At 60.5% G+C, this 13,877-nt stretch carries 15 protein-coding genes; 4 read left to right on the top strand and 11 right to left on the bottom strand.

Annotation, left to right across the window (positions count from 1 at the left end; all coding sequences use genetic code 11):
• Nucleotides 1–39 precede the first annotated feature (39 nt).
• Nucleotides 40–378 (bottom strand): carboxymuconolactone decarboxylase family protein, encoded by a 339-nt coding sequence (locus PMI11_RS20940; protein ID WP_007821001.1) that lies wholly within the window; start codon nucleotides 376–378, stop codon nucleotides 40–42.
• 120 nt (nucleotides 379–498) lie between these two features.
• Here PMI11_RS20940 and PMI11_RS20935 point away from each other — a divergent pair, with 120 nt between their 5' ends.
• Nucleotides 499–1,431 (top strand): AraC family transcriptional regulator, encoded by a 933-nt coding sequence (locus PMI11_RS20935; protein WP_007820999.1) that lies wholly within the window; start codon nucleotides 499–501, stop codon nucleotides 1,429–1,431.
• Nucleotides 1,432–1,443: 12 nt separating this feature from the next.
• Here PMI11_RS20935 and PMI11_RS20930 read toward each other — a convergent pair whose 3' ends face one another.
• Nucleotides 1,444–2,349 (bottom strand): LysR family transcriptional regulator, encoded by a 906-nt coding sequence (locus PMI11_RS20930; protein WP_007820997.1) that lies wholly within the window; start codon nucleotides 2,347–2,349, stop codon nucleotides 1,444–1,446.
• Between the two features lie 110 nt (nucleotides 2,350–2,459).
• Here PMI11_RS20930 and PMI11_RS20925 point away from each other — a divergent pair, with 110 nt between their 5' ends.
• Complete coding sequence (locus PMI11_RS20925) at nucleotides 2,460–3,290, top strand: SDR family oxidoreductase (RefSeq protein WP_007820995.1); 831 nt, start codon at nucleotides 2,460–2,462, stop codon at nucleotides 3,288–3,290.
• A gap of 6 nt (nucleotides 3,291–3,296) precedes the next feature.
• On the opposite strand, the gene PMI11_RS20920 is transcribed toward PMI11_RS20925, so the two are convergent.
• Nucleotides 3,297–4,292, bottom strand: a complete 996-nt coding sequence (locus PMI11_RS20920) for an aldo/keto reductase (protein ID WP_037071834.1) — start codon at nucleotides 4,290–4,292, stop codon at nucleotides 3,297–3,299.
• Between the two features lie 55 nt (nucleotides 4,293–4,347).
• Here PMI11_RS20920 and PMI11_RS37390 point away from each other — a divergent pair, with 55 nt between their 5' ends.
• Complete coding sequence (locus PMI11_RS37390) at nucleotides 4,348–4,542, top strand: hypothetical protein (RefSeq protein WP_157179665.1); 195 nt, start codon at nucleotides 4,348–4,350, stop codon at nucleotides 4,540–4,542.
• Between the two features lie 24 nt (nucleotides 4,543–4,566).
• The gene (locus PMI11_RS20915; protein WP_007820990.1) at nucleotides 4,567–5,457 is read left to right on the top strand and encodes a LysR substrate-binding domain-containing protein; all 891 of its coding nucleotides are present in this window, start codon (nucleotides 4,567–4,569) and stop codon (nucleotides 5,455–5,457) included.
• 3 nt (nucleotides 5,458–5,460) lie between these two features.
• Here PMI11_RS20915 and PMI11_RS20910 read toward each other — a convergent pair whose 3' ends face one another.
• The 8 genes from PMI11_RS20910 to PMI11_RS20875 form a co-directional block, all read right to left on the bottom strand.
• Complete coding sequence (locus PMI11_RS20910; RefSeq protein WP_037071826.1) at nucleotides 5,461–6,003, bottom strand: 3'-5' exonuclease; 543 nt, start codon at nucleotides 6,001–6,003, stop codon at nucleotides 5,461–5,463.
• Nucleotides 6,004–6,136: 133 nt separating this feature from the next.
• On the bottom strand, nucleotides 6,137–7,216 hold the full coding sequence (ugpC, locus tag PMI11_RS20905) for an ABC transporter ATP-binding protein (protein WP_037071824.1): 1,080 nt from the start codon (nucleotides 7,214–7,216) through the stop codon (nucleotides 6,137–6,139).
• A 1-nt stretch (nucleotide 7,217) separates the two neighbouring features.
• Nucleotides 7,218–9,146 (bottom strand): glycoside hydrolase family 127 protein, encoded by a 1,929-nt coding sequence (locus PMI11_RS20900; protein ID WP_007820981.1) that lies wholly within the window; start codon nucleotides 9,144–9,146, stop codon nucleotides 7,218–7,220.
• 27 nt (nucleotides 9,147–9,173) lie between these two features.
• Nucleotides 9,174–10,037 (bottom strand): carbohydrate ABC transporter permease, encoded by an 864-nt coding sequence (locus tag PMI11_RS20895; protein ID WP_007820979.1) that lies wholly within the window; start codon nucleotides 10,035–10,037, stop codon nucleotides 9,174–9,176.
• Complete coding sequence (locus PMI11_RS20890; RefSeq protein ID WP_007820977.1) at nucleotides 10,037–10,948, bottom strand: carbohydrate ABC transporter permease; 912 nt, start codon at nucleotides 10,946–10,948, stop codon at nucleotides 10,037–10,039. The genes PMI11_RS20895 and PMI11_RS20890 overlap by 1 nt, the downstream gene beginning before the upstream one ends.
• Before the next feature lie 82 nt (nucleotides 10,949–11,030).
• The gene (locus PMI11_RS20885) at nucleotides 11,031–12,269 is read right to left on the bottom strand and encodes an ABC transporter substrate-binding protein (RefSeq protein ID WP_007820969.1); all 1,239 of its coding nucleotides are present in this window, start codon (nucleotides 12,267–12,269) and stop codon (nucleotides 11,031–11,033) included.
• Nucleotides 12,270–12,309: 40 nt separating this feature from the next.
• A complete protein-coding gene (locus PMI11_RS20880; protein ID WP_007820967.1) occupies nucleotides 12,310–13,344 on the bottom strand; it encodes a LacI family DNA-binding transcriptional regulator in 1,035 nt (344 codons plus the stop codon).
• 175 nt (nucleotides 13,345–13,519) lie between these two features.
• On the bottom strand, nucleotides 13,520–13,873 hold the full coding sequence (locus tag PMI11_RS20875) for a hypothetical protein (protein ID WP_007820959.1): 354 nt from the start codon (nucleotides 13,871–13,873) through the stop codon (nucleotides 13,520–13,522).
• Nucleotides 13,874–13,877 lie beyond the last annotated feature (4 nt).

The raw sequence follows: 13,877 nt of genomic DNA, 5'->3' as shown, positions 1-13,877 counted from the left end.
TTATCCTGCCGATGCGGCAAGTGGTTCACTTTGAACGTTTTACTTTGCAATGGCGTCGGCAGCGTCCATCACGCGGGCCGAATAGACAAGAGCAGCACCGGCATTAACGGAGATCGCGACACCGAGGGCCTCAGCAATTTCCTCCTTGGTGGCGCCGACCTTCTGGGCCTCGGTCGTATGTACGGCAATACAGCCATCGCAACGGACGGTGACGGCGACGGCAAGGGCGATTAGCTCGCGCTGCTTGGCGTCGAGATGGTTGGTCTTCTGTCCGGCGGTCGAAAGGGTTTGATAGCCTTTGATCGTCTCTGGCACGATCTTGGCGATTTCGCCGATCCGGTCCAGGAGTTCGCCGCGATATTCCTTCCAGTCCAACATGAAAATCATTCCTTCTCATATCAGCGACGGCGTGATTGCCTCGGCTGTTGGAAGTGACTATGACCTTCAAGGGTGATAGTTTGAATGCTCAGAAAAGTCATTTTCTAGCGCGATCGTCTCATGGATGTTTTAAGCCGCCTTATCGAACTTGCCCGCCTGCAGCCGACGCTCGACATTCGCTGCCGGCTGCAGGGCGCGTTTCATATCGACCACGAGCCCGTTGCAGCAGGTACGTTGCCGTTTCATCTGATCCTCGGCGGCGATTGTCTCATTCGCCTCGGCTCCGGTCGTGAGATCACCTTGCGCTCTGGCGATTTCCTGCTGCTGCCGCGCGGGGATGCGCATTCGATCGTTGGTTTGCGGCCACGCGGCGAAGCACCGCCTCTGCGCATTGCCGCGGGTGGCATGCTGCCTTTGCGCGAAAACGGCGAAGGCGAGGCCGATGTCGATCTGCTCTGTGGTCATTTCGATTGCGCGCCGGGATCGGCTGCCTTGCTGCTCGATAGCCTGCCTGACGTCTTTCACGTATCGCTCGCCGAGGAGTCGGAGGAGTTGCTGAAGACGCTGGTCGCCATGCTCTACAGGGAGACAGTTGAAGAGAGGCCGGGAGCATTGGCGATTATCACGGCAACCTGTCTCTCGCTTTTCATCATGGCGGTGAGGGCAGGCAAGGTCTCGACCGTCGCATCCTCGGGGCTGCTGCAATTGCTTGGGGATGCCAGGCTCGGCAAATCCGTCGTGGCAATGATGTCCTCACCGGCCTTTGGCTGGACGATCGATGATCTTGCCCGTCATTCGGCCATGTCGCGGGCTACCTATGCCCGGCAATTTCGCGAGCGCGCCGGAATGACAGTCGGCGTGTTCCTGGCCGATATCAGGATGATGTTGGCGAGTGACTTGCTGCTCAGGACGCGCCGAGCGGTTGCAGATATTGCTGCAGAGGTCGGTTATGAATCGGAAGCCGCCTTCGGCAAGGCTTTCAAGGCAAGACGCGGCATAACGCCGGCGCGCTTCCGCGCTGCGGAACAGGCGAGACAGAATGGGCAAGGGTGATGCGCGGGGAGGCTAAGCACCTTGCCGCTCGACTTCCGTCAGAACGGATATGAAGGCTCTGAGGCTTTGCGGCACATGCCTGTGACCGGGATAATAGAGGCAGAGTCCGGGGATCGACGGGCACCAGTCGTCAAGCACAGAGATAAGCTCACCGCTGGCAAGATAGGGCCGCGCGACCCTTTCCGGCACATAGGCAATGCCGAGCCCTTTGACCGCCGCTTCCGCCATCAGTTCTACATGATCGAGCGTGAGCGCACCCGATACCTCGGTAGTCACTTCCTGGCCGTGTTTCTCAAATTCCCAGCGGTAGAGTTTGCCGCTCGGCATACGCAGGCGGATGCAGCGGTGGCGCTTGAGGTCTTCAGGCGTCTTCGGTCGCTTGTGGTCTTTCAAGTAGGCTGATGAGGCAACCGCGAGGAAACGTGCCTCGCCGCCGAATTCGACCGCTATCATATCAAGCGGCACGGATTCCCGCAGGCGGATGCCGGCATCGAAGCCCTCGCCGACAATATCGACCAGCCGGTTTTCGGTGACGATATCGAGCGATATCTCCGGATAGCGTTCGAGAAAGAGAGGAATGGCGGCGTTCAACAGCACGCGGGCGGCAATTTCGCTCGCGTTGATGCGCAGCGTACCGCTCGGCTGTCCGCCGAATTCCCCGACGGCATCGAGCGCCAGATCGAGATCACGCAAGACCGGTTTCAGCCTGTCGAGAAGCATTTCGCCGGCTTCGGTGGCCGCGACGCTGCGTGTCGTGCGATGCAGCAGGCGCACGCCCATGCGCGCCTCCATGTTGCGCATCATATGGCTGAGCGTTGAAGGCGACAGGCCGAGTTCGCCGGCCGCCTTGCGAAAGCTGCGATGGGTAACGATTGCCGAGAAGGCATTGAGGTCATCAAGTGTCGGCCGATAACTCATGGGTATTTTTCAACAGCTCATGCAGATTTGAACGGATTATCCCATCAATAAACCTCTCTATCTTTGCTGTCATCAAGCCGCGATCCAACGGCATCAGAAAGGTAGAGACGATGACAAAGACATGGTTCATCACAGGCACATCCTCCGGTTTCGGCCGGATCATGACCGAGAAGCTGCTGGCGCGCGGCGATCGCGTCGCCGCAACCTTGCGCAGGCGCGAAGCCCTGGCTGACCTTGAAGCGCAATATGGTGAGCGGCTCTGGGTCACGCCCCTCGACGTCACCGATGACCGGGCCGTTCATGCAGTCGTCGACGCCGCCTTCGAGCGGATGGGGCGCATCGATGTCGTTGTCAGCAATGCCGGTTATGGCCTGTTCGGCGCCTCAGAAGAGGTGAGCGATGCACAGATCCGCCATCAGATCGATACCAACCTGATCGGCTCCATCCAGGTAATCCGCGCGGCCTTGCCGCATCTGCGTCAGCAGGGCGGTGGTCGCATCCTGCAGGTCGCTTCGGAAGGCGGGCAGATCGCCTATCCGAATTTCAGCCTCTATCACGCCACCAAGTGGGGGATTGAAGGTTTCATCGAGGCGGTAGCACAGGAAGTCGCCCCCTTCGGCATCGACATCACCATTGTCGAACCGGGACCGGCGGGCACGGATTTCGGCGCCGGCCTCGTCAGGCCGCCGCAGATGGATGTCTATGAGGAGACGCCGGCCGGCCAGGTGCGCAGGGCAATTGCCGACGGTTTGTTCAAGATCCTGGGCGACCCCGTGAGGATGACCGACGCGATGATCGCGGCGGCCGAAAAACAACCGGCGCCAAAGCGGCTCGCGCTCGGCAGCACGACCTATCAGTCGATCCGCAAGGCCCTGAACGAGCGACTTGCCGAGCTGGAAGCGCAGAAGGACATCACGCTGTCGACCGATATCGACGCGTGAGCACCCTCAGCGATCGATCGTCGACATGATCGTGTCGTTGTAGCGCTTGCCCGAAACCTTGCCGGGGGCAAGCGCTTCATCGAGCGCCTTCATCTGCTCGGCATTGAGCGCGATGGAAGCCGCGGCGATATTGTCTTCCAGGTAGCTGCGGCGCTTGGTACCGGGGATCGGCACGAAGTCGCTGCCCTTATGCAGGATCCAGGCGAGGGCCACCTGACCAGGCTTGACGCCGAGCGAGAATGCAACCGAGCGGACGGCCTCGGCTGCGCGGACATTGGCGTCGTAGTTCTCGCCCTGATAGCGCGGATCGCCGCGACGGAAATCGCCTTCCGGATAGTCTTCGGCGCGCTTGACCTCCCCGGTCAGGAAGCCGCGGCCGAGTGGGCTGAAGGGCACGAGGCCGATGCCGAGCTCCCTCAAAGCTGGGATCACGTCGGCCTCCAGATTGCGCTCCCACAGCGAATATTCGCTCTGCACGGCTGACACCGGAAAGACGGCATGCGCGCGGCGGATATTGGCGACACCGGCTTCGGAGAGGCCGAAGTAGCGAACCTTGCCTTCCTCGACGAGCTTAGCGACCGTGCCGGCGACGTCTTCCATAGGGACAGCCGGATCGACACGGTGCTGGTAGATGAGGTCGATGTGGTCGGTGGCAAGACGCTTGAGCGAGCCTTCGACGGCGCTGCGAATGGTTTCCGGCCGGCTGTCGCGTTCGGTGCCAACCTGCTTGCCGTCTTTCAGGCGGAAGCCGAATTTCGTGGCCAGCGTCACCTCGTCACGCCGGCCCTTGAGAGCTCGACCGAGCAGTTCCTCATTCTTATAGGGGCCGTAAACCTCGGCCGTATCGAGGAAAGTGCAGCCGAGCTCGATGGCGCGGTGAAGGGTTGCGATGGATTCCGTCTCATCGGCCGGCCCGTAGGACTGGCTCATGCCCATGCATCCGAGGCCGATGGCCGATACTTCAAGTCCCTGGCTGCCGAGTTTACGCTTCTGCATCGTGATGCTCCTGCTTCTCAAGTAAGGAGAGGTCTATATAGACCCCGGCGCAGGATTATGAATGCGCGAAAATCCCGATAAGCTGCGTGAGCGTTCAGCAGTCCCGGTGCCGCCGGTTATCTTTGTCGTCCGATGTGAAGGTGACAAGGCGAATGGCATCCATCAGGATGGAGACGATTTGCTTCCACATGGCTTCTCTCCTTTTCCTATTGTTCTCCTCTCCTTGCGCCCGGTCTTCAAACGAGCTTATCGTTGACTTCGGATGACTTGAGGTTATGGGATGAAACGTGGTCGGCTGCCGCTGACGGCATTGAGAAGCTTCGAGGTCGCGGGACGGCTCGAGAGCTTCACGCTTGCGGCCGAGGAACTGTTCATCTCGCAGGCCGCCGTCAGCCGGCAGATCCGCGAGCTGGAACAGCTATTGGGCGAGCCGCTCTTCGAGCGGCGCCATCGAAGTGTCATCCTGACCGGAAGCGGCCGGAAGCTGCTTGCCGTGCTCACCCCTTCCTTCGACCGGATCGATGAGTGCCTGGAGGATATCCGCAGAGCTTCAGTGTCTGTGGATCTGAAAGTCAGCGTCGAACCTTCCTTCGCCGCTTGCTGGCTGGTGCCGCGGCTGCCGGAATTTCGCAAACGTCATCCTGACGTCGAGATATCGCTCGATGCTGATCCGCGGACGATCGAATTCCGTACCGGCCAGGCGCAGATCGCGATCAGGCACAGCGCCACCGTCACCGCATGGCCACGGACAGAAAGCCGGCACCTGATCGATGTCCGCATGGTGCCGGTGATCGCCTCCGATCTTCTGGAGCGTGGCCCACCGATCTCCTCTCCGCATGACATTTTTGCTTACGGGCTTTTACATGAGGAAACCCGCGACGCCTGGAGCCGGTGGTTTGAGGCGGCCGGCATCGCTGTGCCCGAGACGGCGAAGGGGCCGGTCTATGCAGATGACGGGCTCGTGCTGCACGCGGCGCTGCGCGGCCAGGGCGTTGCACTCCTGGATGAAGCCTTTGCTGAGGAGGAAATTCGGACCGGTCGCTTGCGCCAGCTCTTCGACCTCACGGTTCCGAATGGCGCCTACTGGCTGGTTGCCCGCAGCTTCGACCGCCTTGCGCGCCCGGCTGCGGATTTTGCACGCTGGGTGACCGAGAGCTTTCACAAGCGCTGACCTCTACCCGCCTGTCGCCATGCGCTTCTTGGCTGCCTCACGAACAAGCTTCCATCGGGTAAGCTCAAGCACGGCGTCCGCCAATGCGCGATGCGCCGGGATTGCCGCCTTGCTTTCCTCGATGATGCCGTCGATGAGCTTCGATAGCTCTGTCTCCGTGATGGTCGCTCCTGTTAATTCACGCGCCGTGGCCACAAAGGCGTCACGTGACTTGCCGAGCCGGAGGGCATGCCGAGGAAAGCCGGCGGAGCGCAGGAGAACGCTCAGCCATTTCCCATCCCACGAAGGGGCACTCGCATAGAGCTCGTGCCCGGTCAAAACCTCGACCATTTCGCTGGCGATCTGCTCTACCGGCACGCCCTCCGATGCCAGCAACTCCTGCGAAATCCCATGGATTGCTTCCGCATCGGCCGCCCAGTCGTCCCAGTCGGCGGCGGGCCGGATCAGGGCCGAGTGCGAGCGGCCGTCCTCGAACACCCAGGCAACTTCGATAGGAACGCTTTTCTTGCTGAGGGACGTAGCCTCGAAATCCAGGAAAACGATCAATGCAGCGCGACAGGCGGGTGCTGTCCTCCAGCGAAAGACTTGTCCCGATCGACCGGTGCTCATCGCCTCGAAATCTATTCAAGCCTTAGGAACCGGGTCGAGCGAACAAGAAGCAGCCTATAGCTGCCCGCGTTTATTTGTCGAGCCGCATGCCGTCGGAGTTAAAGATGTGCAGATCGGCGGGATCGCAAGTGAAGGCGAGCTGGCTGCCGGTCTCAATGTCAACCGATCCTCTGTATTCGACGGTCAAAGGCTGGCCGTCGCCAAGCTGGCAATAAAGGAATTGCGTGCCGCCGAGATACTCGTCGAAATCAACCCTAGCCCGCAACACGTCATCCTCCGGCCCCGAGACGATGCTCAGATGCTCCGGCCGCGCGCCGAGGGTAATCTTCTGGCCAGCCGCCAGACCGGCGCCGCTGATCGGCGAACGAATGCGATTTCCGGCCGCCAGGATGGTGCCGTCACCTGCCCAGCTTGCCTCGAGCAGGTTCATGCGCGGCGAGCCGATGAAGCCCGCGACGAAGACATTATTCGGCCGCTCATAGATCTCGCGCGGTGTTCCCGACTGTTCGATATGCCCATCACGAAGCACGACGATCTTGTCAGCGAGTGTCATCGCTTCGGTCTGGTCGTGCGTGACATAGATCATCGTATTGCCAAGCTCGCGATGGAGTCTGGCGATTTCGATGCGCATGGAGACGCGCAGTTCCGCGTCGAGGTTCGACAGCGGTTCGTCGAAAAGGAAGACATCCGGCTTGCGGACAATCGCGCGGCCGATCGCCACACGCTGCCGCTGGCCGCCGGAGAGCTGGCCCGGCCGGCGATCGAGGAGATGATCGATTTTCAGGATTGCCGAGGCCGCCTTGACGCGGGCCTCGATCTCCGAGGTTTGCGTCCGTGCCATTTTCAGGCCGAAGGCGAGGTTGTCGCGCACGCTCATATGCGGATAGAGCGCGTAAGACTGGAAGACCATGGCGATGCCGCGATCGGAGGGATCGAGATCGGTGACGTTGCGTCCCTTGATCTCGATTTCCCCGTCCGTGACATCCTCGAGCCCGGCGATCATCCGCAGCAGCGTCGATTTTCCGCATCCCGAGGGTCCGACGAAAACGACGAAGGACCCCTCGGCAATGGTCAGGTCAATGCCATGGATGACTTCCAGATTGCCGAAACTCTTGCGAATTTCGGTCAGCACGACGCCCGTATCCGCCATATTATTCACCGCGCGCCTCGCCGGCTCTGACCCAGACGAGCATCTCGCCCGGTTCGCGATTATCCCAGAAAGGATAGGGCACGAAACGTGCGCTCGCCTGTTGTGCGGCAGGCGGAGAGGTGCGGTAGAGCGCAGAGCCCCAATCTGCCGTGTCGCGGCTGACGGGAAGGTCGAGGGCGACGGCGCCGCGAAGGCCGACGATTTCTGATGTTTTCGCCTGCGAGACATCGGCGGAAAGCGTAATGCCATTCAGCCCCTCGCCATTGTCTGTCTCTTCGACGCAATAGACGAGTGGACCGCGCATCAGCGCCGTGCGGCCGGCATCCTGACGGACCAGCGGATTGGCAAAGAGCTTGCGGGCAGCCAGCGGGATCGACAGATCGACCTTATCACCGCTCTTCCAGTCGCGCTCGATCCGGGCATAACCTTCAACGGTGGTGGATTGCAGATCAAGCTTTTCGCCGTTGACGGAGAGCGCAACACCCTCAGCCCATTCCGGGATGCGCAGCGACAGTGCGAAATGTGCGGGACGATCGAGCGTAAGGTCGAAATGGATCGCGCCATCCCAAGGATAGCGGGTCTGCTGCGAAAGCTCGACCTTGGCGCCGGCGAGATCGAAGCGTGCCTTGCTTTCCCCGTAGAGATGGACGGCAATTTCATCCTCGGCGATCGCATACATGTAAGAGCCGACAGATGCCAGCAGGCGGGCAATATTGGGCGGGCAGCAGGGGCAATGGTGCCAGATCCAGCGGTGATGCTTGCCCGCACTTTCCAACGGGTTCTCATAGAAGAAACGGGTGCCGTCGAGTGAAAGGCCGGCCATGGCGCCGTTATAGAGCGCTTGCTCCATGATATCGGCATAGCGCCGGTTCGGGCCGCGGCCGAGCATACGGTTTGCCCAGAAGACGAGGCCGACCGAGGCGCAGGTCTCGGCATAAGCGCTTTCATTCGGCAGGTCGTAATAGTCGGTGAAGCCTTCGTTGGAGGCGGCCGGGCCGATGCCGCCGGTGACATACATCTGCTTGGTCGTCAGATCGTCCCAGAGGGTTTCGAGTGCTGCCGTCAGTGTGTCGTCGTTATATTCCGTGGCGATATCGGCCATGCCTGCATAGAGATACATGGCGCGTACCGCATGGCCGACGACCTTTTTCTGCTCGCGCACCGGCAGATGCGCCTGGCCATATTCATAGGTCTTCTGGTGGAAGTCGGCCGCACTGCGGCCGTCGCGGGTCGCCTCATCGGTGAAGAAATGCGGTTCGGTGCCGCGCTCATCGACGAAGAACTTCGAGAGATCGAGATATTTCTTCTCGCCGGTGACGCGTGCCAGCTTGACCAGCGCCAGTTCCACCTCTTCGTGACCGCAATAGCCGGGGATCTGGCCCGGGCCGTGGCCGAAGACGGTGATCAGGTAATCGGCATAGCGGCTCATGATGTCGAGCAGCTTCTTCTTGCCGGTCGCCTGATAATAGGCGACGGCGCCTTCGATCAGGTGACCGGCGCAATAGAGTTCGTGATGGTCGCGCAGGTTCGTCCAGCGGCGGCCCGGCTGCACGCGCTGGAACCAGGCGTTCAGATAGCCGTCCTTGTCCTGCAGTTTTTCATACATGTCGATGATCTCATCGACGCGGGCTTCGAGCTTTGGATTGGGTCGCCGGTAGAGTGAATAGGCCACGGTCTCGATCGACTTGCCGAGATCGCTGTCCCAGAACATCTGCGTCGTGCCGCCCCAGGGGCCGATGGGGATGACCACGCCAGGGCTTGGCTGGGTCACGTCGATTGCCTGCAGCATGCCGGCCTCGACGCAGCGGTCTAGCAGCGTTTCGGCGGTGGAATCGCAGATCGCATCCTGGCGATCGCCAAACAGGCCCTGCAACTCGACGCTCGGCACGGGCAGGGGACGGAACTGGCGGTCTCTCTTCAGCTTATTCATGGCTTCATCCATTTCGTTGAAAGATCATCATTTCACCGCGCCGGCCATCAGCCCGCGCATGTAGTAGCGTTGCAGGAGCAGGAAAACGATCAGGCAGGGGATCGTCATGACGACGACGCCGGCCTGAACCGCGCCCCAGTTGATGGCGCCGAGGCGACCGGCGCGCACCGCCGTCATCAGGACGGGAAGCGTGTATTTCTCGTTGCTGGAGAGCAGTACGAGGGCGGCCAGGAACTCGTTCCAGGCATTGAGGAAGGCAAAGATCGCGACCGTCGCAATACCCGGCAGCACCAGCGGCAGAAGCACGCGCACGAGCAGTCTCAGATCCCGCGCACCGTCAATGCGGGCTGCTTCCTCGATCTCCTTCGGCACGGCGTCGAAGGCATTGCGCATCATGAAGACGGAGAAGGGAAGCTGCAGCGTGACATAGACGAGGGTGAGCCCCAGCAGCGAATTGTTGAGACCGAGCTTCGCCAGAATGATGAAGAGCGGTGTCAGGATCGACTGGAACGGGATCATCAGCGTGGCGATGATCAGCACGAAAAGCGCATTCTTCAGCGGGAAGCGGTAGCGCGAGAAGCCGTAGCCTGCGAGCAGGCTGACGGCGACCGTCAGCAGTACCGTTGCCAGCGAAACGAAGAGCGAGTTGATCATGTGCTGCCAGATGCCGGCGCCGAACGTATCGAGCAGCGCATAGGCATCGAAGCTAACGCCTGTCGTCGGCCATGGCGGCAAGGGCGGTAGGCTCGACTCCGTACCGTGCCGGAAGGAGGCGAGCAGCGTGATGATGAAGGGCGCCAGGAAAAAGATCGAAATGGCAATGCCGGCGGCATGATAGGCCGATTGCGATCTGAAACGCTTGCGGGCGCGGCGTTGTCTGGAGGAGATCATCAGCGTTCCTCCCCGACACGAAGCAGCCAGAGCTGGACGATGGAGATCGCAACGAGGATCGCCAGAAGCACGATCGAAAGGGCTGATCCGTAGCCCAGATTGAAGGACACGAAGGACTGGTTGAAGATGTAGTAGACGACCGAGATCATCTTGTTCTGCGGCCCGCCCGACGTCATGATGTAGAACTGGTCGAAGGCGAGGATCGAGCCGGTGACCGAGACGATCAGCGCCAGCGCAATCGTCTTTCGCATCAGCGGCAGGGTTAGATGCCGAAAGCGCTGCCAGCGTCCGGCGCCATCGATGCGGGCTGCCTCTGTCAGTTCCGACGGAATGGCCTGCAGACCGGTCAGCAGGATGATCATCGTAAAGCCCGCGATCTTCCAGACGACCATGACGATGATGGTTGCGAAGGCGGTATCGAAGCTCGCCATGATGTTCGGGCTCCGCTCGACGAGGCCGAGCGCGCGAAGCGAAGGGCCGAAGAAGCCGCTATCGACATTGGCAAGCCAGACCCAGAGAAGCGAAGCCGTTGCGAGCCCCACTACGACGGGCAGGAAGATGATCGTCCGGTAGGTACTGACGAAGCGGCGCTCCTTCTCCACGAAAATCGCCAGCGGGAAGGCGATCGCAAAGATCGCGATGGTCACGATGACGGTGTAATAGGCAGTGAAATTCAGGGCTGCCATGAAGCGGCTGTCGTTCCACATGCGGGTATAATTGGCAAAGCCGATCCAGCGCGAGGCGCCCATCAGCGGCCAGTTGTGCAGGCTCATCCAGCCGGTGAACAGCACGGGCATGACGAAGAAGACGATGACGAGCGCCATGGCCGGCGCAATGTAGAGAAAGCCGCGCCATTGCGACTTTCGCCGTTTTCGGACAGCGCGGATGCGCTGCGGACCGGAACCGGTCATCGAAACCTCCGCATTTTTCGATTTCTTCAATCTGTGAATCGGCCGGGGAACTGCCACCGTCCCCCGGCCACGGCCGGGAGAGTTATTGGCCGCTGTCGATGATGGACTGCATCTCGGATTGGGCATTCGAGAATGCGCCATCGACGTCGTCACCGAAGATCGCGGCATTGGTGAAGGTTGCCCAGGGTCCATTGGCGCTGTTGATCAGATCATTGAACTGCAGCGTATAGGGTGTCTTGGCAACGGAGATCGCCTTCAGGCCCACCTGCATGCGGGGGTCGAGCCCGGCAAGAACCTGATCGGCAATGTCGCCGCGTGTTGGCAGGCTGCCATATTTCGCCATGACCTTCTGGCCATCCATTGAATAGATGTATTCAAGGAACTCCTTGACCGCATCGATCTTTTTCGTGCCCTTGGTGATGACGAAATTGTCGCCGCCGGCAAAGGACGAAGTCTTGCCATCGACACTGGGGATCAGCGTCACGCCGAAGTTGATATCCGGGTACTGGGTGACCAGCGTACCGATGGCGAAGGCGCCGAGGCTCTGCTGGCCGATCTTGCCGTTTGTGAAGGTCAGGAAGTTCGTCCCGTTGTCGCTCGCAGCACTTGCCGGAACAAGATCCTTCTTGACCATATCGCGATAGAAGCCGACGGCCTTGCGCATTTGCGGCGTGTCTAGCGTTGCGGTCTTGCTGTCCTCCGAGAGGATATCGGCACCTGCACCCCAGACGAGCGGCGTGAAGGTGAAGATCATGCAGCCGCCGCAGCTGCCGCCCGAGAAGTAGAAGCCGTACGTATCATCGCCAAGCTTGCGAATCTTCTCGGCGTTTGCCTCGATTTCTTCCCAGGTCGCGGGCGCCTTTTCGGGGTCGAGACCGGCTTTCTTATAGAGATCCTTGTTCCAGGCAAAGACAGAGGTTTCGACCGACAGCGGCAGGCCGTAGATCTTGTCCTGATAGGTGCCGAGTTTGACATGCGACGGCGACAGTGAATTGAAATAGGGCAGGCTCTTTGCCCAGTCCGTCAGGTCCTCGAGCTGACCCGCAGCGGCGAAGGCCGGGTTATAGATCAGGTCCATCGACAGGGCGTCGGGCGCCTGGCCGCCGGCGATTGCCGTTGCATATTTCTGCACCAGTTCGCCGAAAGGCACTTCGGTCGTGACCACCTGATTTTCGTGGCTCGCATTATAGGCCTCGACAACCTTCTTGAAGGCATCGCCGATGCCTGTGCGGACCCACATTTCAACCTTTTCGGCAGCCGAGGCTGTCGAGACCAGGCAGAGGGTGGCAATACTGGTTGCCACCAATAGACGCTTCATCATGGCTCTCCTCCCAAGTTGGCGCGTCTCCTTCGCGCCGTTGCTATATTCCGAGGGTGTCACCCCCGCATGATTGCCGCACGACGAGACGGCACGGCAACTTCCTGATGCCGGGCTCCACCGAGCGTCCCTCCGCAAGCGCCAGAACCGTCAATCCGGCCTGCCGCCCCAGTTCCTTCAATTCCATATCCACCGTCGTCAGCGGCGGTCGCGTCTGGGCGGCGACAATCTCCCAATTGTCGAATCCCACCACCGAAACATCCTGCGGCACCCTGATGCCGCGTTCGCGCAGCGCATCGATGACGCCACGCGCAATCTGATCATTGCCGCAGAAGATGCCGTCGGGCCTTTCGCCGTTGCCGCTCCACAATCTTGCGACGGCTTCGTGGCCCCAGCTTTCCGACCAGACCCCAAACAAGACCGGCCGCTCTTCTCCCGCGACCCTGCGATAGGCATCTGCACGCTCGCGCACCGAGAAGAAATTCTCCGGTCCGGTGACATGCACGATCCGCTTGCGCCCAAGCTTTGCCAGCCACTCGACAGCAAGCCGCGCACCCTGCGCATCGTCGGATCGGAAGGTGACACTTCCCGGCGCCCCTTCCGTAAATGCGTAGACCACCGGCACATTCAAATTCGACAGATCGACCGGTAACCGTCTGTCTAGACGCTTTCCTGTTGCGATGATGCCGTCGACCTGTTTGTCGAGCATCGCCTCGACATGAATCTGAGCCAGCGCCGGGTCCTCCTCAATCGCGCACAGAAAGACCGAAACGCCATGGTCGACGAGAGCATCCGATATGCCTGCCATGACCGGCAGGGTAAAACGGCCATAGGTATCGTTGGTGAGAAGCCCGATCGTGAAACTGCGTTTGCTGAGCAGGCCTCTCGCCAAAGCGTTCGGCCTGTACCCGATCTCCGCCGCGATGCGCTTGACCCGCTCGCGCGTTTCCAGTCCCATCCGGCCCGTATCGTTTAGCGCCTTCGATGCCGTGGAGATGCTGATTCCAGCAGCAGCCGCGACATCGTGAATGGTGATCCGGCCTCTTTTCCCCCCTGTTGTGTCCAGCAGCTCCTCCATCGAACTTGCGATGAGAAAAGCTTTTCCCAGTGAAATTGTCAAGTGAGAAAAGGTTTTCTCAGCTATTGCTGACTAGGTCTGAGGCCGATGAGTAGAGATGAACCGGTATCAATGATGAGCCGGCTTCTGATCGAAGCCATGCGCGGTGGGCTTGTCAGTGTGCGATCACAATCACTTACAGATATCCGACATGGTCGCCGAACGGGACATCCTCATCCAGGTTGCCGCTGCCGATGCGGTCACTCTCGCCGGACAGGCGTTCTTCGTCCGGATCGGAAGCCTCCGTATGGGGATGGGTGGAATGATGGTCCAAATGCCGGTCCGCTGCCCGATCATCATCCCCATCGACACGATCTTCATGGCTGTCAGCGGTGTGGTGATCGTCTTTTTTCCCACTGCCTGCGGTGATCTTTGCCTGTCGCTCGGCGACCCAGGCATTGTCGGGTTCGGAACCGATTGAGGTGCTGTGGTTCACGTGTGTGGCCGAGGAGGCTGCCGTGGGCGAGGTGGGCGCAATCTTTTCGACCATTGAA

The organism is Rhizobium sp. CF142 (assembly GCF_000281145.1).
Lineage (GTDB): Bacteria > Pseudomonadota > Alphaproteobacteria > Rhizobiales > Rhizobiaceae > Rhizobium.
This window is presented reverse-complemented; position numbering and strand designations above follow the sequence as displayed.

Excerpts from the sequence above, each read along its gene's own strand:
- PMI11_RS20935 (WP_007820999.1), top strand. The coding sequence starts at position 499 with ATGGATGTTTTAAGCCGCCTTATCGAACTTGCCCGCCTGCAGCCGACG.
- PMI11_RS20940 (WP_007821001.1), bottom strand. The coding sequence starts at position 378 with ATGTTGGACTGGAAGGAATATCGCGGCGAACTCCTGGACCGGATCGGC.
- PMI11_RS20900 (WP_007820981.1), bottom strand. The coding sequence starts at position 9,146 with ATGAATAAGCTGAAGAGAGACCGCCAGTTCCGTCCCCTGCCCGTGCCG.
- PMI11_RS20895 (WP_007820979.1), bottom strand. The coding sequence starts at position 10,037 with ATGATCTCCTCCAGACAACGCCGCGCCCGCAAGCGTTTCAGATCGCAA.
- PMI11_RS20880 (WP_007820967.1), bottom strand. The coding sequence starts at position 13,344 with ATGGAGGAGCTGCTGGACACAACAGGGGGGAAAAGAGGCCGGATCACC.
- ugpC (WP_037071824.1), bottom strand. The coding sequence starts at position 7,216 with ATGGCGGATACGGGCGTCGTGCTGACCGAAATTCGCAAGAGTTTCGGC.
- PMI11_RS20885 (WP_007820969.1), bottom strand. The coding sequence starts at position 12,269 with ATGATGAAGCGTCTATTGGTGGCAACCAGTATTGCCACCCTCTGCCTG.
- PMI11_RS20915 (WP_007820990.1), top strand. The coding sequence starts at position 4,567 with ATGAAACGTGGTCGGCTGCCGCTGACGGCATTGAGAAGCTTCGAGGTC.
- PMI11_RS37390 (WP_157179665.1), top strand. The coding sequence starts at position 4,348 with ATGCGCGAAAATCCCGATAAGCTGCGTGAGCGTTCAGCAGTCCCGGTG.
- PMI11_RS20875 (WP_007820959.1), bottom strand. The coding sequence starts at position 13,873 with ATGGTCGAAAAGATTGCGCCCACCTCGCCCACGGCAGCCTCCTCGGCC.
- PMI11_RS20930 (WP_007820997.1), bottom strand. The coding sequence starts at position 2,349 with ATGAGTTATCGGCCGACACTTGATGACCTCAATGCCTTCTCGGCAATC.
- PMI11_RS20890 (WP_007820977.1), bottom strand. The coding sequence starts at position 10,948 with ATGACCGGTTCCGGTCCGCAGCGCATCCGCGCTGTCCGAAAACGGCGA.
- PMI11_RS20925 (WP_007820995.1), top strand. The coding sequence starts at position 2,460 with ATGACAAAGACATGGTTCATCACAGGCACATCCTCCGGTTTCGGCCGG.